Below are 23,529 nucleotides of genomic sequence, written 5' to 3'. Positions count from 1 at the left end.
TTCACTGGCATTTCTGGGTTCAAAACTCTAAAAAAACCCCCTAAGTAAGGGGGGCTTCAGGCGATCGCTTCAAATGATTGCCAGAGTTTTAATACAGTTTGAACCCAATTTGACCGTTAATCCCTCGGAGGTTGTGGTATCCCGCCCCAAAGAAAAAGTTACCATCGGGCCTAATTTGCACCCCGGCAGAATAAGCAAACTCTTGTCCACTGGAATTCGAGTTGTTGTAAAGTCCTACCCCGACATAGCCGGAAATCTCCCCAATCAATGGCGGGCTGAGAAATTTCATCACGTCAATCCCCACCGCACTCTCATCGGTCAACCCCAATTCTAACCCTAAGCCCAATCCCCGGACTCCTACAGAAAAGGTTGGTTCACTCTCTTGCACGCCTACGGAAACCCAGGGTTGCGGTAACAGTTGCGCCTGGGCGCTACTAGGAGAGAAAATCAGGGTCGATAATCCCAACAGGGTTGAATAAAGCAGGGTATTTTTCATCACGTTTCTTCTGGGTTCTCCCGGAATTGTTAGGAAGTCTTGATTTTTTATGCTTCATCATACCTTGGGTGTCTTAGAAACGGCTGGATCTACCCAATCTGAAAGGGTTGAGGGGGAATCAAGCCCCGTCGGGGGTGTTTTTCTGGTGACCCGCACCCTGAAGCGTGGAGGCTCACAGGACTGCTAACATAACGTTTCATACAAGGATGGAGTTGAGATAATGATCCAACCCGAAACTCTAAGGCTTGATTAGCCCCAAAATAATCTGTGCTGCCCGATCGCAAACTCCTGGTTCTCCCAATGCTTCTCGCATTTCCTGATAGTCTTGTTGCATTTGCTGTCGGCGATCGGGATTTTCTAGTAATTCCAACGCTTCCTGAACGATGTTCGCCGCTGTGGCTGACTCTTGCAGCAATTCGGGAACGATGGATTTCATTAAGACGAGGTTAGGGGCAGACATGAAGGGGATGGAAAATTTAAGAAGATGCCGTGCAATCCAGGCAGTGAGGGGATTGACCCGGTAGATCACGACTTGGGGGATGTTTAACAAAGCAATTTCTAAGTTGACGGTCCCAGATTTGGTAATGGCTAAATCAGCGCCTGCGATCGCCATGCGACTTTGACTCGCGTCCACCAATTTAGCCCGCAATCCATAACGCTGAATCTCAGTTTCTAGGGTGGGGCGATATTTTTCCCAGGATAAGGGGATATAAAACTGGGCTGAGGGATAGTGTGTTTGGATCTGCTGTGCCGCCTCAAACATCACGGGTAAGAGATAGTGGAGTTCTTGTTGTCGGGAGGCAGGGAGGAGGGCGATCGCCAGTTCATCGGAGTCAATTCCCAAAGTTTGACGCGCCTGTTCTCGGGTTGGGGCATTTTCCAGGACATCAATAAACGGATGCCCCACCCAATCGACTTCTGCGCCATGTTCTTGGTAATAACGGGCTTCTATGGGAAAAATGGCGAGGAGGCGATCGCAGAGTCCCACAATCTGAGTCGTCGTGCGATCGCCCAAAGACCAAGCCCACTCCTGGGGGGCAATATAATAAATTCGCGGCACCTGGGGTAAGTGCCTTTTGGCAAAATTCCCAATCCCCAGATTTGGACCGATATAGTCAATCAGGATAATCACATCTGGGGGGGAGTTGCGCAGATAGGCTTTAGCACAGCGCTGGATTTGCACAGTGGGCCAAATATAGGGCAAGGATTCGAGAATCCCGATGGAACCAATCCCCGTCGTATCTCCGAGGATGACTGCACCGGCTTGGGCCATTTTTGCCCCACCCAAGGCCATAATTTCCAGGGGTATCCCGGCGGATTTAGCCTGACGATAGAGGGCTTCTACCAACATTGCCCCTTGCATATCCCCAGACACCTCCCCGGTGCTGATAAAAATTGTTGCCACTTGCGACCCCTTCCCTTATTCGTGACTTGAACCGCGTTGCCGTCCGGGAATCGGACCCCGGCGATCGGCGGTGATGGACTGACGCAGGAACTCCGACAGATGGAGGAGATAGGGGGTCTGGGGCAGTTCCGTTAAGTGTTCCAGGGCCTGTTTAAACGACTCTTCAGAACGGTAAATCAGGCGAAAGGCTTTTTTCAGCAGACTCAGGTCATCCGGGGAGATTCCGGCGCGTTTGAGGCCGATCTGATTGAGCGATCGCACCCGAGAAGGATTGCCCTCCACCAACATATAGGGCGGCACATCGCGATCGATCCGCGTCATCCCCCCCACCATTGCCAGTTCCCCAATATGCACGAACTGATGAATTCCCAAAACGCCGCCAATTCGGGCGTGATTTTCAATGCGAACGTGCCCGGCGAGTTGCACCGTATTGGTAATCACCACGCGATCGCCAATTTCACAATTGTGGGCAATATGCACATAGGCCATCAACAAATTATCATTGCCGATGACCGTCGCCTCTCCTTCTCCCGTGGCTCGATTGATGGTGACATACTCGCGAATGGTGTTCCCATCGCCAATTTTCGTAAGACTTGAAGCCCCAGAATACTTGAGATCCTGTGGCTCAAACCCGATCGCTGCCCCTGGAAAAATTCGATTGCGCGCCCCGATTTCCGTGCAACCCTCGATCGCCACATGAGGACCGATTGTCGTATCTGGGCCTACTTTTACTTGGGGCCCAATCACGGCATAAGCTCCGACTTCAACAGTCGGGTGCAGTTCTGCATCCGGATGGATGACTGCCGTCGGATGAATCAGAGTTTTCATAAAATTACTTGAAGAAGGAAAAAGGAAGAAACAAGAATCAACCGGCAACGGTTAACAGTCCACCGTTCCCTAGTGCTTAATTCTCAATTCTCAATTCTCAATTCTTCCCGCTCACTCCTCACTTAAATTTCCCGTTAGTCCACCCGAGAGAACAAGAGTTCCCCTTCGCACACCAATTGACCCGCCACTTCAGCCCGAGCCTGCATCTTGGCAATCCGCCGCTGTGACACCCGCAGCACTTCTGTGGTCATCACCAGTTGGTCCCCAGGGATGACTTGACGACGGAAACGGACTTTATCAATCCCTGCGAATAAAAATAAACTCCCTTCCATTCCTGGAAACTGAGTCAGCACAACACCGCCGACTTGCGCCATTGCTTCGACGATTAACACCCCAGGCATGATCGGACGTCCGGGAAAGTGTCCTTGAAAATGAGGCTCGTTAAAGGTGACATTTTTAATCCCAACAGCCCGTTCTCCAGGAACATAGTCGATAATCCGGTCTACTAAAGCTAAGGGATAACGGTGAGGCAGCAGTTGCTGCACTTCTTCGAGGGTAAATGTAGTTTTTGAGGCAGTCCCGGTCCCATTTGGGGGGCTGCTTTCGCTCTTGCTCGGGGTAGACTCGGCTGATTGAACGCAATTAACTTCAATAGAAGTGGTCATGACTCGCTTAGGTCGATAGGGTCTGGATCGAGAGTGGAGAGAGTTATCAAAAGGCCCCGCCCGCTTCGTTAAATCTGGACCCGTGTTCTGCCAGGGCGCGCACAAGCTGGATATGTAGCTTATGACTCGCTTTGTAAGCAATAAAATGAGCCAGGGGCAGAGGGCCGAGTAAACTCAGATCTCCTACTAAGTCTAAAATTTTATGACGCGCTGGTTCATTTGGAAATCGTAGGGGGGGATTTATCCACCCGGTTTCCCCGCAAACTAGGGCATTCTCCAAGGTTCCGCCCTTAATTAAACCGGCTGCCTGGAGTTGTTCGATTTGGCGGGCTAGACCAAAGGTGCGGGCGGGAGCAATTTCTGTGGCAAAGCTGGACTGACTGGGAGACCAACTGTACCACTGGTTGCCGATCGCCGGTTCAGGGAAATCAATCCCATAACTAAATCGCAGTTCCGGGGAAGGGATAGCCGAAACAAAGGCATCCCCTTCATAAACTGAAATCGGTAAGGAGAGGGGAAAGATTTCTGGCTGGTTTTTGGGGGTTGTGGGAACTAGGCCAACTTGGGCGATCGCCTCCACCCAAGGCAGTGCCGACCCATCCAATAAGGGCAGTTCCGGTCCATCTACTTCAATGCGCGCATCCTCCACCCCCATTGCCATCAACGCCGCTAACAAATGCTCGACGGTTCGCACCGATGTCTCAGCGATCGCCAGTTCTGTGGAAAGAGTCGTTTGATGGACTGCATCAACCGTCGCCGGAATTACTGGGCGATCGGGAAGATCCACCCGCACAAAGCAGCGTCCTTCCCCCGGTACACCGGGCAGTATTTTCACTTGGGTCAAGATACCCGTATGCAATCCCACCCCAGCACATTTCACAGGTCCCACTAAACCCTGTGGAGACCTGGATTGAACAGAAAGCTGATGGGACGAGGGATTCATCAACAAATTTAGCCTCCTAGAATCGTTCGCCGAGACCAAAGTGGAACCGACTGTCTCCATCATCATTTAGGGCAAAATCCACCCGAATCGGCCCCAGGGGAGACTGGACTCGGATCCCCAACCCATAGCCAAACCCGCTACCCGGCTTGTTGCGGGCCTCTGCGGGTCGTCCCGGAACGTTGCCGCCAGTTCCCAGGTCCGTGGCCGCATCAAAGAACAGAGCTCCACCCACCACGGAATAAATCGGGAAGCGATACTCGGCGGACCCTTGCACAAAACTGCGCCCGGTGCCGACCCCCCCTTCATCGTAACCGCGCACGGTGGTGGTCCCTCCCAGGGAAAACGCTTCGTAGGGGGGTAAATCGCCAAAGACGGTTCCCCCTTGAACGCTTAAAGCAAAGGTTTGAGGTCCTTCAGAAAAGCGAATTAAATTGAGCGGGATGTAGTAGTTGTAACTTGCCCGGAGACGATTGAAGAAGATACTGCCTAGGCCAATGGGAACGGATTGTTCGGTACTGACACGCAGGACACTCCCAGCGGTTGGCTGCAAAGCACTATTCCGTAAATCTCGGGTCCCACTGAGTTGGAAGGTGAACAAATCATCTTTACCGTCGCCACTAAAGCTCAAATCGTTTCCACGTTCGTCAGTTCGGGCGATATCCCCATCATCATCTCGGGTGCTGACTCGTTGATACTGGGTCCCTAATGAAGCTCTCCAGCCATTATCCAAGGGACGGGAAAAGGTGACTCCCCCGCCAAAACGCAGAATTCGCGGACGGCCCCCCTCGTCTGGGAGTTCGATTTCTGGATCACCCCCATCAAAAATAAAGGAGATCGATCGCCGTCGGAATAGATTGACGGTATAAGAGGTTCGACTTTCCCAACCGGCAATCCAGGGGTCGGTAAAGTTGACATCAAACAGCACCTCACGCTGTCCAATTTGCAATTCAGTCCCTAATTTGAGGTTTCTCCCCAATAGGTTTTGCTCTTGCACGCTGAGGGTTCCGAATAAACCACTGGCAGAACTAATCCCGGCACCAGCGGCGATCGACCCGGTACTTCGCTCTAAGACGTTGACGACGACCACCACGTTACGGGGATTTTGACCGGGGTTGAGGGAAATTTGGACATCTTCAAAAATACCCAGTCCAAAGACTCGCTGTAAATCCCGTTCGATGGTTTGGCGGTTAAAGACTTCTCCGGGTGCGAGTTCCAGTTCCCGGGTGACAATGTATTCTTTAGTCCGTCCTCGAATCGGTTGCCCTTCGGCATCGACGAGTTCCCCTTCTTCGTTGATAAAGCGGATTTCAATGTTCTCGACTACCCCTTCGGCCACTTCCAGAATGACGGTGCCATCAGCGGCGACTTGGGGGGTGTCAATGACTTGTGCTAAGACGTATCCGTTTTGTTGATACCATTCGTTTAATTTTTTGATCCCTTCCTGGAAGTCGCGCAGGTTGAGGATATCCCCATATTGTTGGGCAAAAATTTCATCAATAACTTCTTGGGGAAGGACTTGATTTCCCCGGACTTCTACGCCGGTTAAAACGGGGTTGGATTCAACGACAAAGGTGACTCGGACACCGAGGGGGGTGTCTTGTGGTTCGGCCCGGACGTTGGAAAAAAAGCCTGTGGCAAAAATGGCGTTGATGTCCTGTTGCAGTTGCGATCGCGTGGTTGTCTGTCCTGGACGCAGGGAAATCACCCGATACACTTCGTCTTGGAGTTGTCCTTCTACGCCACTGACGACGACTTCGGCAACCAAGACTTGCGGTTCTGCTTGGGGGGCTGGTTGGGCCCGGGGTGGAATCAGTGGAGGCGGTGTTGTGGGTTGTGGGGTGGGTTGGGGAGTCGGTTGCAGCGTGGGTTCTGGGGTGTCTTCAGGAGTGTCTTCTGGGGTAGGTTCTGAGGTGTCTTCGGGGCTCTCTTCAAGGGTAGGTTCTGAGGTGTCTTCAGAGTTCTCTTCGGTGGGTTCTGAGGTGTCTTCGGGGGTGACTGGGCGAGTGGAGGGTTCAGTTTCTACAGCATCCGGTTCGCCTGGTTCGGTTGGGTCAGGGTCTTGAACGATCGCCCGGTTCCAGTCCCTTGCTTGAGTGTTTAGGTCCGGTTGTTGTAAGGGTGGGGTGCTCAACAGTTCGGCAGGAGATTGACTGGGCTGATCGCTCTGGGACCTAATGGCGGTAATGACTTCTTCTTCTGGGGCGATCGCTGAAACTAAGGGGTCTTCCTCAACTGCGAGTTCTGATGCAGTGATAGGGGTCTCTTCTGTGACATCCCCCTCGCTCAATTCTACTCCCGGTTCTTCAGCCTCTGATTCAGATAGCACCACCTCTGGATCCGGGGATATCTCTTTCCCGGGTCTGTGAGTTACAGCTACACTGGCTGCATCCCCATTCTCAATACTCTCAATACTTTTAATCCCCTCAAGTATGGAAGATTTAGCCCCCTCTGCCGGTCCATCGGGCGATCGCTCGGCAGGGTCCGTTGTCGGGGGGTCCTCTACTTTCATCGAGGGATCAGTTGTGGATTGGACCAAGAGGGCCGAGGTCTGTGCCCGACTGGGATTGGCAAGACTGAGAATGGCACAAGTAGCAAGAACGGCTGACAAGACAGGAGATAAGCGCATGGGTTTAGTCGTTATTTGGCACGTCCAGAGAAACCAAAAGAAAGGATACAAGCGTGAGTTACTACAATTCCTGAAGGAAGTCAATTCTCCTCCCTTCTCTTACTCAGGCGTTAGGGCTAATTAATCCCTAGGAGTCTTAAATGGATAGATGAGAAAGCACCCGTTCAAGGACTTGCTGATAGGCATTTTCTACGTTTCCTAAATCCTGGCGGAATCGGTCTTTATCCAGGATTCGGGCGGTGGGATCAGTCTGGGATTCGTCCCAGAGTCGGCAAGTATCAGGACTGATTTCATCGGCCAGAATTAGGTTCCCCTGGCTATCAAATCCGAACTCCAGTTTAAAGTCAACGAGGATAATTTGACACTGATGGAAAAATTCTGAGAGAATTTGGTTGATTTCCAATGCCATTGTCCGCAGTTGCTCTACTTGTTCTGGGGTGGCAAGCTCTAATAAAAACAGGCGATCGCGGGTTAGCAAGGGGTCCCCGAGTTCGTCTTTTTTATAGAAAAATTCTACGAGGGGCTGTTTGAGAACGGTTCCTTGGGGGATGCCGGTTTGCTTGCACAAACTTCCTGCCGCAATATTTCGGACGACGACCTCTAAGGGCACAATCTGCACTCGCTTGACGCGCATTTCGTTGGGACTGGTTTGCTCGATAAAATGGGTGGGGATTCCTTTGGATTCGAGCAGGTTAAACAGGGCCGTGCCGATCGCACAGTTAATCTGCCCTTTTCCGACGATGGTCCCCCGTTTGAGTGCATTAAAGGCGGTGGCATCATCTTTAAACTGGGAGAGCACTACCTCGGGGTTGTCGGTGCTATATAAAATTTTCGCTTTGCCTTCATAGAGTTTTTCCATCGCCGCCATAACCGTTTTTGCTTTCTGATTCAGTGAAGATGACCCCCCCAAAGGGGCCAAATTTTCGACGACTTGAGGTCGCTCAATCATTTTATCCTTGTGTGGCGAGAATAATTGCGGGTTCCTGCGGAGGAGATCGCCTCCCCACTCAAAATTACAAGGCCCTCATGGGCAGCGGTGGCCCTAAGTTCTCCAGTGGTGGGGTCCTAGTAAAGTTTTACAACAACATTTTGTCAGGGGAGGGATGAGCTATCTCGGTTTGGGGTAGGATAGTTTGGCCCTGGGTTTCCTTGGGACTGACAATCGGGAAAGATGTCCAAGATCGGGACATAAACCAGGGATTGACTTTTGGTACAACATGGACAAATCTGTAGAACAAAGAGACGCGATCGAAATTACGGGACTGCGCTATTACGGTTACACGGGCTACTTGGCTGAGGAACGAATGCTCGGTCAATGGTTTGAAGTGGATTTAACCCTGTGGGTGGATTTAGTCGCCGTGGGAAACAGCGATCGCCTAGAAGAAACTTTAGATTATCGGCAATTGGTTGACCGGGTTCGCCATCACATCGAAACCGCTAAGGTCAATACAATGGAACATTTGGCAACCCAAATTGCTCGCTCCATTCTCGAATGCGACCAAGCTCAAAAAATTAGAGTTCGCTTGACAAAGGTTTCGGCTCCAATCCCTGATTTCTCAGGGAAAATTTCCGTGGAAATCACTCGGTCTCTCTCGGATTTTTTTAATTCATAAACCTCGGCTAAATCTTTAATTGGAAACCGAAAGGATTGCGTAGAGTTTCAGAGAATGATACAGTACCAGAGCCATTCATGATCAGGCTCAACCCCTCTGAAGGTTAAATTGAGACTCGTTTGGTCGCGATCGCTCCCCTATTTCTGGGAGTATCCCGTCATTTTTGAGTTAAAAAAACATCCAAATTATTTCCTTGGGAAAATTCAAAAGCCCCCCTTATTAAGGGGGGTTGGGGGGATCTATCAGAAAATGAAAGCAAAACATTGATGCTTGTCCCTTCAAAATGAGTGGCTTTCAGTTTAGAGTTATTGACAACATTAAGGAGAACGAAAAACATGGAGGATTGGCAATTAACAACCCCGGTTGCCTTGCTCATCTTTAACCGACCCGATACTACTGAACAAGTATTTGAGTCAATTCGTCAAGCGCAACCCTCACAGTTGTTAGTCATTGCCGATGGGCCGCGTGCCAATCGCCCCGGGGAAGCCGCCAAATGTACAGCAACTCGGCAGATCATTGACCGCGTAGACTGGGATTGTCAAGTCCTCAAGCATTATTCCGACATTAATTTAGGATGTAAATTGCGGGTTTCCAGTGGCATAGATTGGGTCTTCGATACCGTAGAAGAAGCCATCATCCTGGAAGATGACTGTCTACCCAATCAAAGTTTCTTCCGGTATTGTCAAGAACTTTTAACTCAGTATCGAAATGATTCCAGAGTCATGCACATTGCTGGAAGCAATGAAGGAATTCCCGGGCAGAATCTCAATGAAACTTACTATTTTTCTCGCCGGACTCATATTTGGGGCTGGGCAACTTGGCGCAGAGCATGGCAAGCTTACTACGATGTCGATATGAAATTATGGCCCGAACTCAAACAGGCCCAGAAATTGGCAGAAATCATCGGAAATAAACGAGAAGCAGCGGTCAAAACCCAAGTTTTTGACTTGGTATATGAAAACCAACTCGATACCTGGGATCATCAATGGAACTTTGCCTGTATTTATCACCAACAGTCTTCCATTTTACCCAATAAAAACTTGGTGTCTAATATTGGGTTTGGACATCAAGAAGCAACCCACACCATAAATCCCAGTAGTTTTGGGGACTTGCCCAGATATGAGATCGATTTTCCCATGATTCATCCCCAACATTTCAGGCAAGATGTGGAAGCGGATGATCGGTATTTCGAGGCAAGGCAAAACAATCAAGTCAAAAGTCTGATCAGTTCTGACGAGTTGGCGGAGTGGGTATAACTCATCTGAATCATCAACGGGATAGCCTTGGACGGACGGAGGTTGTTACACTAATCTCTATCGGAGATCATCAAAACCCTCCCTCCGTCTGTTTGTCGATTACCCCAAGGGTTATAAGTCATGCACGATCCATCATTGGTTTCACCCCGATCCATCGTTCAAACCTTTCCGTTAAGTACCGTAGGGGCGCTGGTTTGTGGTCCTAGTGGTCGGGTGTTGATTGCGAAAACCACGAAATGGCGCGGGTTGTGGGGAGTACCCGGGGGTAAGGTGGATTGGGGGGAAACTCTGGAAGCAGCCTTATTACGGGAGTTTCGGGAAGAGGTGGGACTGGACTTGGTAGAGATTCGCTGGGCCTTGTTGCAAGAGGCGGTCTTAGACCCGCAATTTTGTCGGGACGCTCACTTTATTATGATGAACTATTATGCCCGTTCGACAACAGAAACGGTGATTCCCAATGATGAAATTGAGGAATGGGTTTGGGTCCCGCCTCAAGAAGCACTCAACTATTCTTTGAATACTTATACGCGAGTGCTGGTGGAACATTATCTCAACCCGGGTGATTGCTAAAGCAAACGTGAATCGGGTATCAGTGTTTAGAACTGAGGAAAAACTCGGTTAATTCTGATCATGATTTCATCTTTTAGCGGGTTTTGATGCCTGCAAAAAATCTGTTGTTTACAATAATAAATCATTGACCATGACTAATTTTAAGGATATCAAACGTCGCCAATTCCTGAAAATGAGTTCGTTGGCGATCGGAACCAGTATTTTGACCAGTTGTACGAATCGAGGGTCGCAGCCTTCCACCTCCACATCCAGCGGAAAACTTGACAAAATTAAAGTGGGGTTAAGCTGGAAAGCTGAAGCCGAGTATGGTGGATTTTATCAAGCGTTGGCGACGGGGATTTATCGAGACTATGGATTCGATGTAGAAATTAGACCCCTCCCTCCCCAAGGAAATGTTACTCAATTGTTAATGGGGGATTTAGTCGATTTTAGCATCGGACAAGCGGTGAATGCTCTACAAGCAGCGGATCAAGGTATTCCGAAAGTGACTGTCGCTGCCATCTTTCAAAATGAAATTCAAGCCTTTTTAGCCCATCCCGGTGTTGGTAATGACTCTTTGGCACAACTCAAGGGAAAACGGGTATTTATTGTGCCGGGACTGAGTAGTATTTATTGGCCTTTTCTGGAAAAACAGTATGGTTATACTCAAGACCAACAACACCCCTATAATTTCAATGTTACCCCCTTTTTGTTGGACAAAAATTCGGTTCAACAGGGATTATTGACGTCCGAACCTTTTTTGATTGAAAAAGAGGGAGGGTTTAAGCCGGTAGTTTTACTATTAAGTGAAACGGGATTAAACCCTTATAATTTCACCCTGGAAACGACTCGTAAATTAATTGAATCTAAACCGGAGTTGGTTCATCGCTTTGTCGATGCTTCTATGAAAGGATGGTATAGCTATCTGGAAAATCCCGCCCTAGGAAATGAGTTAATTCAGCAAGATAATCCAGAAATGTCTGATGAGTTGCTTGCCTTTGCTCTGGGTAAGGTCGCCGAGTATGATCTAATTAAGTCAGGAGATGCTAAAACCCTGGGGATTGGGGCGATGACCGATGAACGATGGAAAACCTTGTTTGACCAGTTGGTAACTGCTGGGGTTTTACAGGACAAACCTAGCTATAAAGATGCCTATACCTTAGAGTTTATTAATAAGGGGGTAGATTATTACCAGGCGTAAAAACCTGCACTCTAAAGGGTGGGGAGGAAAGCGAACAAAGCCTGCCTCCGCACGCTACAAGAGAAAATTGATTTTTTACAATTGAATTTGGAATGAGTTTTGTTGAGTGACAAGAAAACATGATAAACCCTGAGACAGCTATTACTATCAGCCATGTAAGTAAAGTTTTTAATAATGGGGTAGTAGCTTTAAACGATGTAAATCTAAAGGTATATCGGGAAGATTTTGTTAGTTTAGTTGGTCCTTCTGGATGTGGAAAGAGTACGATTTTAAGAATTATTGCTGGACTCAGTGAAAGCAGTGGAGGGAACATTGAATGGGCCGATCGCAGTTTGAAAGAACAGATTGCTTTTGTCTTCCAAGAACCAGCCTTAATGCCTTGGAGTACGGTAAAAAATAATATTCGTTTACCCCTAAAGCTGATGGGAATCTCAAAAAGAATGGCGGATATCTCAATTGCCAAGACGTTGGAATTAGTTGGACTGGAAAAATTTGCTAACGCTTATCCCCGGCAGCTTTCTGGAGGGATGAAAATGCGGGTTTCTATTGCTCGGGCGATCGTCACTGAACCCCGTATTTTACTCATGGATGAACCATTTGGGGCTTTGGATGATATTACCCGCACTAACCTCAATGATGAGTTACTTTCGTTATGGAATCACCAACGGCAAACGATTCTGTTTGTGACTCATAATATCTATGAAGCGGTTTATCTCTCGAAGCGTGTTGTCGTGATGGCAGCTAATCCGGGACGGGCGATCGCAGAGATTGCTATCGATGAACCATTACCCCGCAGCGAAGCATTTCGGACTTCTGAGCGTTATCTCAACTATTGTCAGCAAGTTTATACGGCTTTATCTGAAGCAATGGATCCTACATCCCGGGAATCCCCCCGGCAATTTTTCTCGGTCTAATTCTGCTATCAAAGACCGGGATGATTCAAGGCATCTCTAGGATAAAGAAGGATGCTTTATCCCAGAGGGAGCGCTTCAATAAATCCTGGTGATTTTTCCCGCTCTATCCGGCTGAATCTCCCTGGGTTTCAGGAGGTTTGGCAGGATAGAGGGATTTGAATTGAGGAGCAGGATGCTCAGATTAGTTTGGGCAAAATGGGTCAAAATTTTGCTATAATTAATCCCTGGTTCTTAGTTACGGTTTCCTTGAAGTAGGGTCAATCAACCAGAGTTCTAGCGCCGTTTTCTATTGAATCTTGCCCCTACGAGAAGGAGAAGCTGAATCATTTGGAGAAATCTTTAGTAGGACGAGTTGCTATTGTCACGGGAGCAGGTCGTGGGATTGGTGCCGCCACTGCTCGACAGTTGGCACACAGAGGCGCTGCGGTGGTCCTCGTCAGTCGGAGTGCGGAGCAACTGGAGGAGGTTAGAGGAGCGATCGCCTCTGAATGTCTGCCGGAACAAGTGTTGGTTTATCCAGCGGATGTTAGTTCAGAGGCACAGACTCGGGAGGTATTTGACCAGGCGATCGCCACCTTCGGTCGGGTGGATATCTTAATTAATAATGCCGGAATGGTGCAAGTGACCGATTTTACCCAAATTGAATTGGCGGATTGGGAACGGGTAATGGCGGTGAATGTCACCGGGATATTCTTATATTGCCGGGAATTTTTTCGCCGTGCGATCGCTCAATCTCATGGCGGTGCGATCGTCAATGTCGCATCCCTATCCGGTGTTCGCGGTCCCGACAAATTCCCCGGATTCACCAGTTACATTACCAGTAAATACGGCGTAGTTGGCATCACCGATTCTCTAGCAGTGGAAGGTAAACCCCACGGAATTCGCGTCAATAGCGTTTCTCCTGGTGCAGTGGATACGGCACTTCTGAAACAAGCTGCGCCTTTTTTAAAAACCAAAACCACCCCGGATGATGTGGCCCGCACCATCGTTTTTTTAGCGGATGACTATCAAGCGCAATGTCTCACCGGCGCTAACCTAGAAATTTTTAGTAATGCTTAGGAGTTTTCAGTATGTCGATGATTTATATCACCCGTCGAGTCACATTTTCAGCCTCCCATCGTCTCCATAGCGATGCCTTATCCGATGAAGAAAATCGTCGAATTTTTGGCAAATGCAATAATCCCAATGGTCATGGTCATAACTATGCCTTAAAAGTGACAGTCCGGGGAGAAGTGAATCCAGAAACGGGGATTGTATTCAATTTCTTTGACCTTCAAGATGCCATTGATGCTGCAATTCTAGCAGAGGTTGATCACAAACATATTAATTTAGATGTTCCCGCTTTCAAAGGAATCAATCCCACCGCTGAGAATATGGTGGTAGTCTTTTGGAATATGCTAGAACCTAAGCTACCCCCGGGGTTACTCTATGAAATGCAGTTGTATGAAACTGACAATGATCATGTGACCTATCGGGGAACTTAGAGACTGATACTGTCCGACCTAACTAAGCGACTGGTATAGTTTCTCCCAGGGACAAGAAACCGGGTTTTCACCCTAAATGATAAATTGTCCAAATTTATGACAAAAACCCGGTTTCTAAGGGATTTTTCAGGGAAGCCCTTTGGGTCAATGGAGGTAGCTATCCTTTCAAATCCGTAGGGATTAAATCCGGGCGGACAGAAGCAATGCACTGATTAATGAAACCCATAATATGAAAAAAGATATCGCTTTGATGTTAGCAAAATTCAAGAAAAATAAGTTATGGTCTTTGGATACTATTGCTCCAATTTTGGTGGGAATTATAGTTCTTTCCGCTTGGGAAATTGGGGTAGAGGTAACCAACACCCCCGTTTATTTATTGCCCAAACCTTCGGTCATTGCTCAGGCTTTAATTAAGGATTGGCCGATTCTGTTTCCTGCCTTAATCATTACCTTAAAAATTACAGTAGTAGCTTTTATTACGGCTGCAATTTCGGGGTTAATGATTGCGGTGTTGATGTCTCAAAGTAAGTGGGTTGAAAAAAGTCTGTATCCTTATGCGATTGTGTTACAGACCACTCCCATTGTGGCGATCGCACCGTTAATTATTATTTGGTTTAAAGACTATACCTTTGGTGCTTTGGTAACTTGTGCCTGGATTGTCGCCTTTTTCCCGATTATTTCTAATACCACCTTTGGTTTAAACAGCCTCGACCCGAATTTACGAGATTTATTTATCCTCTACAAAGCCTCACGCTGGCAAACCCTCTGGTATTTGCGATTACCCAGTGCCTTACCCTATTTTTTATCAGGATTGCGGATTAGCGGGGGATTATCGTTAATTGGTGCCGTGGTGGCAGAATTTGTCGCCGGGACTGGGGGGACTGATTCTGGGATTGCCTATCAAATGCTGATTGCCGGGTACAATCTGCAAATTCCGAGAATGTTTGCCGCTTTATTCCTGGTCACAATTCTGGGAATTCTAATTTTTAGTTTGTTATCAAAGATATCAGATTGGGTGCTAGGGGAATGGCATGAAGGGTCAATCAAACGGGATAGTTAACCAACCCTTTTTATCCGAATTATCTTACTTTGTGGTCATGGTATGCACACCATCCCAGTCCTCTGGTGGTGGTATTTGAAGATAATCTTGCGCTCTTTGAATGTGAATTTTTACCGCTTGGTCTTCGGGATAAATTGCACCTGCTGATTGAAAAAGGGTAATGGATTGAGTAAAATTTTTAGAGATATAGGCGGCACGTCCGGCGCTATAAAAGTCTAAAAATTTCTGTTTTTCCGCATCCAAGGGAGTCTGACGATCGCCGATTAATTCATAAATCCCTACTGCCTGATTTTTCCCCTTGACTCGAATCTTATCTAACTCTCTAACCCAGATGCGATCGCTACAAAGTTGATAAGTAAATTCGCTAATAATAATATCACATTTATATTCCTTTGTCACGCTTTCTAACCGCGCACTTAAATTCACCCCATCCCCAATTACTGTATAGTCCATCCGCTTTTGACTGCCAATATTGCCGGAAACCACTTCCCCAGAACTAATACCAATTCCGATGCGAATATTATGTTCTTTTTGCCGCCGATTAAATTCATCTAAACGCCGACGCATATCTAAGGCTGATTGCACCGCCTTCCAAGCGTGTTCTTTAAGGGGTAACGGTGCACCAAATACCGCCATTAACGCATCGCCAATAAATTTATCCAAGGTTCCATCGCAGTTAAAAACCGCTTCTACCATTGTCTCGAAATAGTTATTCAAAAGCGAGACAACTTCTGCCGCTTCCAAGTTTTCCGTCAGGGTTGTATAACCGCGAATATCTGAAAATAAAATAGTGACTTCTTTGCGTTCCCCCACCATTAAGGCATCTTCCCCTAATGCCATCACTCGTTCTGCTACCCCAGGGGTCATATAGCGATACATGGTGGTTTTCATCCGTTTTTCCCGACTAATATCTTCTAAAACCACCAATCCACCTCGGACTCCCCCTTCTGGGTTGGTTAATGGATTCACGGTCAGGTTAAGACTGCGTTCGATTTCTTTAACTTGACTTTTAGGGTAGCGGATAGCATTTTCATCCGTCTCATTCCAGGGGATATAAAATTCAGGATTATTGCGATCGCCTATCACCAAAATCGCATTTTCCATATTCGTTTCATCCAATTTGACTAACCCAATGGTTAGACTTTGTTCCGGCACAAAATGCCTTGCCGCATTTTGTAACGCATCTTGTAAACGAAATCTCAGATGGTCAATCGGGACCACTTCCCAAACATAGCGCCCTTGTAACTTTTGCTGCCACAACAGCAATTTTTGCTTATTTTCCCGCTGAATCTGAAACTGGCGATCGCTCTCCTTGCGGTCATCCTTCTGAATCGGACATCCCAGCAACTCTAACGCCGCCTCGTTAATTGTGACAATTTTCCCTTCCATATTGGTGGAAATCACCGCATCAGAAAGACTTTCTAAAATATCTTTTTGATATTGCTTCTCTAGTAACACACTTTCAAACAATTGCGCGTTTTGTAATGCAATTCCTGCCTGTGCATTAAACGCACGCAAAAACGCTTCATCGGAAGAATTAAAACTCCCCTTATGTTTATTAATCAGTTGCGTCACCCCGATTAACTCCCCCGACGCATTAAAAACAGGCATACAAAGAATCGTAGCGGTTTGATACCCGGTTTTTCGGTCCGTCGTCGGGTCAAAGCGGGGGTCAAGATAGGCATCATGAATATTCAGAGTTTGACCCGTAGAGGCAACATAACCGGCAATACCACGATTTGCAGGAATCCGGATTTCTACCATTGTTTTGCCATCTGCCTTGGCAACTTTCGTCCAGAGTTCGTCCGTTTCCTTGCTGAGTAAAAATAAGGTACTGCGATCGGCCTGCATTAAATCCTTGGCGCGGTCCATGACAGCGCGTAATGTTGTTTCTAGGTCCAAACTTTGACCTAAAGTCGTCGTTGCTTCCAGTAACGCACTGACCCCGCGCTGATTTCTGGCTGCCACATAAAAAGACTGACAACTTTCCAGAATAATGGCAATGGAAGAGGCAAACCCCGCGAATTGAAGCTGATCCTCGCGGTTGAACGGAACCTCGCCGATTTTATTCAGGACCTGAACCACCGCCACCACGCGATCGGGGTCTTTGCTGCTAAAAATCGGTTCACAGAGTAGATTTCTCGGGTCGCATCCCGGGGGTTCGTCTACTTCCGCTTGAAATAAAGGATGATTGCGAACATCGGCAATGTTGACACTTTCGCCATTGCAAGCCACATGACCGAGAATGCCAATATGGATGGGTAATCGGATTTCGGCACTTTTCCCCGTTTCATCTTGGCTAATTTTTGACCAAAGTTGCTCTTTTTCTTGGTCAATTAAAAAAATAGTCGTGCGTTCCGCTTGTAGGATTTGACTAATTTTGAGCGTGAAGGCATCGAGGAGTTGTTCTAAAAGAATTTCTAGCGCTTCATTATTAATCAGATCAATTGCCAGCAGACATTGTTGAAATTCTGCCGTAATAAAATCAAGGATGCAGACAAATTCCCCAACCTGCATATCCTTGACTCGCCGGGTCAACTCCCCCATGCGACCTACCCGAGTTAAAGCCGCTAGAACGCTACCAGTGCCTGAAAATGTCATGTGTTATCAACGCTTACCGGCTCAGATTTGCCTGATCTCTATGGTACGCCAACCCTGGGAAATGTGGGGAGATTGGGGAGGTGGGGGAGATGGGGAGGATTGGGGAGATGGGGAGGATGGGGAGGATGGGGAGGATGGGGAGGATGGGGAGGATGGGGGAGATTTCCCTCAAGTTTAAAAGCACCTCCGGTCCCCTCCCCTTGGCAAGGGGAGGGTTAGGGTGGGGTTCTTCTGAGGTGGCGATCGCCACCTGACCCACTCTTACAGGTTTAAGCACCTGTATGGAGGCTAGAGAAACCCCATTCTTCGTAAGGTGGCGATCGCATCTCTACGAGAACTCTTCATGTACCCATTCCTATTGAGGTGCGATCGCACCTCACGAGGACCCCACCCTAACCCTCCCCTTGCTAAGGGGAGGGGACCGGAAGTGCTTTTAGACTTGAGGTAAATCTCTACCAACTCCCCGATCTTCCCGATCAGGCGGCAAGAGGCAAACTACCCGAATTTAGGATCGTTTGATAATAGCGCCGGAGTTGCGCTGTTGCCGCTTGCCATCCCCATTGTTCGGCTTCTTTGCGCGCATTTTGGCGGAGGGATTGGCGTTCGATTTGGTTCGCTAGGAGACGTTGGGTGGCGGCGATCGCACCATTCTCCTCATCGGGATCAAACAGGTATCCATTGACTCCATCGGTGACGATATCCAGAATCCCTCCTCTGGCGGCAGCAACGACGGGACAACCGGCTGCCATTGCTTCTAACAAAACTAAACCCAGGGTTTCGGTTCGGGAAGGAAAAATGAAGGCATCGGCAGAGGCAAAGGCGCTGGCTAATTGTTCTCCGTGTAAATAGCCGACAAAATGGGTGGGAGTTCCGGCAAAGTGTTGTTCGAGTTGTTGCCGCGTGGGTCCATCACCGACTAAGGCTAATCTGGCATGGGGAATGGCTTCTAGGACGGGTTTAATGCGATCGATTTCTTTCTCGGCACCGAGTCGTCCCACATATAGCAACAGGGGACTGTCGGGATTCCCTTGACTGAGGCGATCGCGCATTTCTCGACTGGCTAAATGGGGTTGAAATAACTCCGTATCGACCCCACGCTGCCACAAATCCACCCGTTCAATGTCATGATTTCGCAATTCTTGCACCATTGCCATTGAAGTACAGAGGTTCAATTCCGCTTGATTATGAGCCGCTTTGAGCAGTTCCCAGAGTAGGGGTTCTAACACTCCTAACCCATAATGGTGCAAATATTTGGGAAGGTGGGTATGGTAGGAAGCAACTAAGGGAATTTTCAGACTTTTAGCGTAGTAAATTCCCCCGACTCCTAACACAGCGGGGTTGACAACATGAATTAAATCGGGTTTAAAGACTTCGAGTTTGCGCCGGATAGATGGGGTGGGGAAGGCTAATTTCAGTTCTGGATACAGCGGTAAAGGATACCCAGTAACCCCGTAAACTTCGGCTCCTTTGTATTCAGTAATGCCGTAGTCGGGAGAAAAGATGAGTACCTGATCTCCAGCGCATTGCAGTTGTTCGACGGTGCGGCAAAGTCGGGTAACAATGCCATCAACTTTGGGATAAAAGGTTTCGGTAAAAAGTGCAATTCTCATATCAAATTTTAGTTACGCAAGGGTTTTAGGTCAGCCTATGAGCAACTTCAACGGGTTTAATTGATAAATGATAGTGCGAGATTCTAGCTCTTGTCACTAGGGAGCTAGAATTTCGCACTCCCTTCAGAACGTTAGAAAGGATATAAAACCCTTTAGTCTCACCGAATGCTGCTAGACAGCAAGGTTTAACGTCGCCAAGATACTTTGGGTAGAATCTGGTTTTTGTCGATTCGGGTCTGGTATTTGACGGCGAAATTCAGCAGAGAATCGAGTAGGGAATCGGATAAATAATGGGGTTGTAAACCTAAATCCAGCAGTTTGGTGTTTTTGGCATTGAAATAATGTTCTTCGAGTTCAACTCTGGGGTTTTCCAGGTGGTCAATCTCAATTTTCAGTCCCATTGCCATCCCTGCTTGTTGCACCTTCGTTGCCAGTTCACCGATGTTGAATAGTTCGGTAAATTGGTTAAAGACACGGAATTGTCCCGGTTCTGCTGGATTGGCGATCGCCAGTTCCATACAGCGTACCGTGTCCCGAATATCCAAAAATCCTCGGGTTTGTCCGCCTTTGCCATACACCGTCAGGGGATGTCCCACTGCTGCTTGAATGCAGAAGCGGTTAAGTGCTGTTCCAAACACGCCATCATAATCGAGGCGGTTGATTAGCATTTCATCCATGCCGGTTTCTTCCGTCAGGACCCCATAAACAACCCCTTGGTTCAAATCTGTAGCACGCAGACCCCAAATTTTGCAAGCAAACTGGATATTGTGACTATCGTGAACCTTGCTTAAGTGATAGAAACTTCCCGGTTGCTTCGGATAGGGGAGGGTATCTTTGCGCCCGTTATGCTCAATGGTGATATAGCCTTCTTCAATATCGATATTTGGCGTGCCATATTCGCCCATTGTGCCTAACTTCACCAGATGGCAGTCAGGGAAATCTTCCTTCATGGCATAAAGCAGATTCAGAGTTCCCACGACGTTATTCACTTGAGTGAGAACCGCATGGTCACGATCAATCATCGAGAAGGGGGCCGATCGCTGCTCACCAAAGTGAACAATCGTATCGGGTTCAAACTGATGGAGTGCCTTACTTAAGAAAGCGTAATCAGTGATATCCCCAACGAACAGATCAATAGACTTGCCAGTTAGATCGCGCCAACGCTGCAACCGTTGCTGAATCGGGGCGATCGGTGTTAGGGTTTCCACGCAGAGTTGTGCATCCCAATGCCGACGCACCAAACTATCTAAAATTGCGACATCGTAACCGTGATTGGATAGGTAAAGCGCAGTTGCCCAACCGCAATAGCCGTCACCGCCAATAACCAGGACTCTCATAGGTAGATGAATCTTGCTTGCCAATACTCGGTAACTCTACCAGGTTTGTGCCACCTGTGGGATATTTCACCCCAGCGACTTGACAGAATTCCGCAAAAAATCTGCATTAAGGAATACCACACCACAAAATCCCATCGCATCCGGTCCCCTCCCCTTACCAAGGGGAGGGTTAGGGTGGGGTTCTTCTAGGGCGATCGCCACACCACAAAATCCCATCGCATCCGGTCCCCTCCCCTTAGCAAGGGGAGGGTTAGGGTGGGGTTCTTCGTGGGCGATCGCCACCCCACAAAATCCCATCGCATCCGGTCCCCTCCCCTTGGCAAGGGGAGGGTTAGGGTGGGGTTCTTCTAGGGCGATCGCCACCTCACACACTCTTAAAGGTTTAAGCGCCTGTATGGAGTCTGGGAAAAGGTCTTTAACTACGGGCGATCGCGCTTGAACTCACCACCTACTCATTCATCTTGAAACGCGATCGCCACCTCAAGAGGACCCCACCCTAACCCTCCCCTTGCCAAGGGGAGGGGACCGGAGGTGTACTTAAATTTGAGCTAACTCCCTTTGAACGTACAAAAGCTACTCTTGTAAGAGGTTCCCCTCCCCAATCTCAATTCACAACCACCTCATCCGCAAAACTCGCCCGCCGCTTGTTAAACACAAAAGGACCCGCAACCGAACCCCAAACCATCTCATCAGTCTCGGGGTCCAGTCCGCGATCGTGACTGATAAAGACATTTTCATCAATTTCAAAGGTGCTATCCAGATAAGTGGTGCGACCCTTGCGAACCACAATGCAATTTTTGCCCGGTTCTACCTCCCCCTTGAAACTGGATCCAGTCCATTCCGTGATGAAACTGGACCCGGGAATTTTTTCTAGCTTGTCTGGGGTGAGGGATTGCAGAAGCTGGCGATCGCGGGCGGATCCGTAGAAAGAGGCTTCATCCTGGACCTTGTAGTTTTCGATTTCAATGCGATCGCCCTTCGGGACCAACTTCAACACCCGCACCCGATAGGGCTGATCCAGCATATAATCATAAGCCTGCTCTAAATAGAGACTGACCCCATCCAGGAACTCATAAGGCAGGGGCCGCATACAGACCCGAATATGGGCAAAAAACGGCGGATTCTCGATCGCCTGGTCAAAATTGCTAAAATCTGACGCCATCCAACGCGCCAAAGTCAGAATATCAGTGGAATGAGTCATGGAAATTTTACGTTCTCTAGAGTCTGGAGAGTTGTGCCTATTTTACGACAGCAGCGAAAGTTCCGCGCCCCCCGTTCACTCATTCTCCCCCTAAAGTAACCAAACCCACCCCATTCATATTTAATGCCTAGCGCAACCTCCCCACTACTATCTTGGTAACTGTCGCAACCGCTGAATTTCCTCCTCCGTAAATGGATTTTTACCCGCTTTTAAAGCGTCAATCCAACCTTGCCGCTGGGACTTTTCCTCCGGATCATCAATCCCATCAATATCTGCCTGAAAATCTTCAATTGCTCCCTGGGAATTGCCCGTTAGCGCCCGCGCTAGACCCCGACTCTCGCGATACCTGCCATTGTGAGGAGATATTTCCACGGCTTTTTCACAGGCAAACATCACCGCTTCGGGAGAGCCATGCAAGCTCCCTTGCCAACACAGGGTATTCCAAAAATACCCAGAAATTGTGAAGTTTGGATCAAGGGTTTGGGCATCTGCATAAGCTGAGATGGCTTCCTTGACTTTTCCTTCTCTAACTAGCGTGTTGCCTCTAAAAACCAACAAGGAGGCGGCTTCGTTTTGGGGTTGAAAATTGAGACTCGGATCAATGTTCAAGGCTTCCTGAAATTCCCTGACTGCGGCTTGACCCTGCCCTTGTTCTGCAAATTCCTCACCCTTCTTCACCCGTTCTGAAGCTTTTGCTAATTGTTGAGCTTTGGCTTCAGGCTCGAAATCTAACGCTGTATTATTCCACCCCAATGCCTTGCGGAATGTCGTTACTGCCGCATTGACCTGACCCGCTCTAGCTTCTTCCTTTCCTTCCCGGACTAAATAGATTGCCGCTTCTGCCAAATTGGATGGCGTTTGACAAGTCTTTAACTGTTCTAATTTCTTGGGATGGGTAACAAGATAATCCCCAAGCCAGTCACACCCCCACTCCAGTAACTCATCCAAACTTCCTATACGCCACACCTGGACTGTGTTATCCAAAGCGGCTGTGAGGATGCGTTCCCCGTCCTTGCTGAAACTAGCGCTGATGACCCTACCTTGATGGCCTGTGAGTTCGGCAATTAGCTGGCCACGGCGGTCCCAGACCCGGAGGGTGTTGTCCTCTGATTCAGTGAGGATGTGTTCCCCATCCGAGCTAAAACTGGCGCTGATGACCCTACCCTGATGGCCTGTGAGTTCGGCTATTAGCTGACCACGGCGGTCCCACACCCGGGCAGTCTTGTCCTCTGAGGTGGTGAGGATGCGTTCCCCGTCCGCGCTGAAACTGGCGTCGTTGACTGGACCCTGATGGCCGGTGAGTTCGGCTATTAGCTGACCACGGCGGTCCCACACCCGGGCAGTCTTGTCCTCTGAGGTGGTGAGGATGCGTTCCCCGTCCGGGCTGAAACTGGCGCTGTAGATCCCACCCTGATGGCCTGTGAGTTCGGCTATTAGCTGGCCACGGCGGTCCCACACCCGGGCAGTCTTGTCCTCTGAGGTGGTGACAATGCGTTCCCCGTCTGGGCTGAAACTGGCGTAGCTCCAACCCTGATGGCCGGTGAGTTTGGCTATTAACTGGCCACGGCGGTCCCACATCCGAGGGATGTTGTCCTCTGAACTCGTTAGGATGCGTTCCCCGTCTGGGCTGAAACTGGCGTCGTACACCCCACCCTGATGGCCGGTGAGTTCGGCTATTAGCTGGCCACGGCGGTCCCACACCCGGGCAGTCTTGTCCTCTGAGGTGGTGACAATGCGTTC

At 48.7% G+C, this 23,529-nt stretch carries 23 protein-coding genes; 9 read left to right on the top strand and 14 right to left on the bottom strand.

Features of this window, described 5'->3' with window-relative positions:
• Window positions 1-88: 88 nt before the first annotated feature.
• From NG796_RS18145 to purC, 7 genes are all read right to left on the bottom strand, one after another.
• A complete protein-coding gene (locus NG796_RS18145; protein WP_261208287.1) occupies window positions 89-496 on the bottom strand; it encodes a hypothetical protein in 408 nt (135 codons plus the stop codon).
• Window positions 497-734: 238 nt separating this feature from the next.
• Window positions 735-1,901 (bottom strand): lipid-A-disaccharide synthase, encoded by a 1,167-nt coding sequence (lpxB, locus tag NG796_RS18140; RefSeq protein WP_261208286.1) that lies wholly within the window; start codon window positions 1,899-1,901, stop codon window positions 735-737.
• Window positions 1,902-1,916: 15 nt separating this feature from the next.
• On the bottom strand, window positions 1,917-2,729 hold the full coding sequence (gene lpxA, locus NG796_RS18135; RefSeq protein ID WP_261208285.1) for an acyl-ACP--UDP-N-acetylglucosamine O-acyltransferase: 813 nt from the start codon (window positions 2,727-2,729) through the stop codon (window positions 1,917-1,919).
• A gap of 134 nt (window positions 2,730-2,863) precedes the next feature.
• The gene (fabZ, locus tag NG796_RS18130) at window positions 2,864-3,394 is read right to left on the bottom strand and encodes a 3-hydroxyacyl-ACP dehydratase FabZ (protein WP_261208284.1); all 531 of its coding nucleotides are present in this window, start codon (window positions 3,392-3,394) and stop codon (window positions 2,864-2,866) included.
• Window positions 3,395-3,440: 46 nt separating this feature from the next.
• On the bottom strand, window positions 3,441-4,337 hold the full coding sequence (gene lpxC / locus NG796_RS18125) for a UDP-3-O-acyl-N-acetylglucosamine deacetylase (protein ID WP_261208283.1): 897 nt from the start codon (window positions 4,335-4,337) through the stop codon (window positions 3,441-3,443).
• Between the two features lie 16 nt (window positions 4,338-4,353).
• Complete coding sequence (locus NG796_RS18120; protein ID WP_261208282.1) at window positions 4,354-6,963, bottom strand: BamA/TamA family outer membrane protein; 2,610 nt, start codon at window positions 6,961-6,963, stop codon at window positions 4,354-4,356.
• A 136-nt stretch (window positions 6,964-7,099) separates the two neighbouring features.
• A complete protein-coding gene (gene purC / locus NG796_RS18115) occupies window positions 7,100-7,831 on the bottom strand; it encodes a phosphoribosylaminoimidazolesuccinocarboxamide synthase (protein WP_261208318.1) in 732 nt (243 codons plus the stop codon).
• A 349-nt stretch (window positions 7,832-8,180) separates the two neighbouring features.
• Here purC and folB point away from each other — a divergent pair, with 349 nt between their 5' ends.
• The 8 genes from folB to NG796_RS18075 all read left to right on the top strand — a co-directional run bounded on the left by folB (window position 8,181) and on the right by NG796_RS18075 (window position 15,040).
• Entirely contained in the window at window positions 8,181-8,576 is a 396-nt protein-coding gene (gene folB, locus NG796_RS18110) for a dihydroneopterin aldolase (protein ID WP_261208281.1), read from the top strand.
• A 335-nt stretch (window positions 8,577-8,911) separates the two neighbouring features.
• Window positions 8,912-9,832, top strand: coding sequence for a glycosyltransferase family 2 protein (locus tag NG796_RS18105; RefSeq protein ID WP_261208280.1), 921 nt, complete (start codon window positions 8,912-8,914; stop codon window positions 9,830-9,832).
• 120 nt (window positions 9,833-9,952) lie between these two features.
• Window positions 9,953-10,402 (top strand): NUDIX domain-containing protein, encoded by a 450-nt coding sequence (locus tag NG796_RS18100; RefSeq protein WP_261208279.1) that lies wholly within the window; start codon window positions 9,953-9,955, stop codon window positions 10,400-10,402.
• A 130-nt stretch (window positions 10,403-10,532) separates the two neighbouring features.
• A complete protein-coding gene (locus NG796_RS18095) occupies window positions 10,533-11,582 on the top strand; it encodes an ABC transporter substrate-binding protein (protein ID WP_261208278.1) in 1,050 nt (349 codons plus the stop codon).
• A 119-nt stretch (window positions 11,583-11,701) separates the two neighbouring features.
• Entirely contained in the window at window positions 11,702-12,496 is a 795-nt protein-coding gene (locus tag NG796_RS18090; RefSeq protein ID WP_261208277.1) for an ABC transporter ATP-binding protein, read from the top strand.
• Window positions 12,497-12,823: 327 nt separating this feature from the next.
• Complete coding sequence (locus NG796_RS18085) at window positions 12,824-13,555, top strand: SDR family NAD(P)-dependent oxidoreductase (RefSeq protein ID WP_261208276.1); 732 nt, start codon at window positions 12,824-12,826, stop codon at window positions 13,553-13,555.
• A gap of 11 nt (window positions 13,556-13,566) precedes the next feature.
• Window positions 13,567-13,980 carry a 6-carboxytetrahydropterin synthase gene (locus NG796_RS18080; RefSeq protein ID WP_261208275.1) on the top strand — a complete coding sequence of 138 codons (414 nt, stop codon included), beginning with the start codon at window positions 13,567-13,569 and terminating at the stop codon, window positions 13,978-13,980.
• A 229-nt stretch (window positions 13,981-14,209) separates the two neighbouring features.
• Entirely contained in the window at window positions 14,210-15,040 is an 831-nt protein-coding gene (locus NG796_RS18075) for an ABC transporter permease (RefSeq protein ID WP_261208274.1), read from the top strand.
• Between the two features lie 24 nt (window positions 15,041-15,064).
• Here NG796_RS18075 and NG796_RS18070 read toward each other — a convergent pair whose 3' ends face one another.
• Window positions 15,065-17,641 (bottom strand): adenylate/guanylate cyclase domain-containing protein, encoded by a 2,577-nt coding sequence (locus NG796_RS18070; RefSeq protein WP_261208273.1) that lies wholly within the window; start codon window positions 17,639-17,641, stop codon window positions 15,065-15,067.
• On the opposite strand from NG796_RS18070, the gene NG796_RS18065 reads away from it, so the two are divergent.
• On the top strand, window positions 17,640-17,819 hold the full coding sequence (locus tag NG796_RS18065; RefSeq protein WP_261208272.1) for a hypothetical protein: 180 nt from the start codon (window positions 17,640-17,642) through the stop codon (window positions 17,817-17,819). The genes NG796_RS18070 and NG796_RS18065 overlap by 2 nt on opposite strands.
• A gap of 110 nt (window positions 17,820-17,929) precedes the next feature.
• On the opposite strand, the gene NG796_RS18060 is transcribed toward NG796_RS18065, so the two are convergent.
• The 6 genes from NG796_RS18060 to NG796_RS18035 form a co-directional block, all read right to left on the bottom strand.
• Window positions 17,930-18,100 (bottom strand): hypothetical protein, encoded by a 171-nt coding sequence (locus tag NG796_RS18060; protein WP_261208270.1) that lies wholly within the window; start codon window positions 18,098-18,100, stop codon window positions 17,930-17,932.
• Between the two features lie 17 nt (window positions 18,101-18,117).
• Window positions 18,118-19,251, bottom strand: a complete 1,134-nt coding sequence (locus NG796_RS18055) for a glycosyltransferase (RefSeq protein ID WP_261208269.1) — start codon at window positions 19,249-19,251, stop codon at window positions 18,118-18,120.
• A 185-nt stretch (window positions 19,252-19,436) separates the two neighbouring features.
• Window positions 19,437-20,588 (bottom strand): NAD-dependent epimerase/dehydratase family protein, encoded by a 1,152-nt coding sequence (locus NG796_RS18050; protein ID WP_261197822.1) that lies wholly within the window; start codon window positions 20,586-20,588, stop codon window positions 19,437-19,439.
• A 66-nt stretch (window positions 20,589-20,654) separates the two neighbouring features.
• Window positions 20,655-20,951 carry a hypothetical protein gene (locus tag NG796_RS18045; RefSeq protein WP_261208268.1) on the bottom strand — a complete coding sequence of 99 codons (297 nt, stop codon included), beginning with the start codon at window positions 20,949-20,951 and terminating at the stop codon, window positions 20,655-20,657.
• A 241-nt stretch (window positions 20,952-21,192) separates the two neighbouring features.
• The gene (locus NG796_RS18040; protein ID WP_261208267.1) at window positions 21,193-21,789 is read right to left on the bottom strand and encodes a chromophore lyase CpcT/CpeT; all 597 of its coding nucleotides are present in this window, start codon (window positions 21,787-21,789) and stop codon (window positions 21,193-21,195) included.
• A gap of 147 nt (window positions 21,790-21,936) precedes the next feature.
• Window positions 21,937-23,529, bottom strand: a 1,593-nt coding sequence (locus NG796_RS18035) for a WD40 repeat domain-containing protein (RefSeq protein WP_411268818.1), incomplete at its 5' end; no start/stop codon positions are given.

Origin of the sequence: Laspinema sp. D2d (assembly GCF_025370755.1) — a bacterium.
Lineage (GTDB): Bacteria > Cyanobacteriota > Cyanobacteriia > Cyanobacteriales > Laspinemataceae > Laspinema.
Note: the sequence above shows the minus strand (reverse complement) of the source record. Positions and strands in the feature narration are given on the sequence as shown.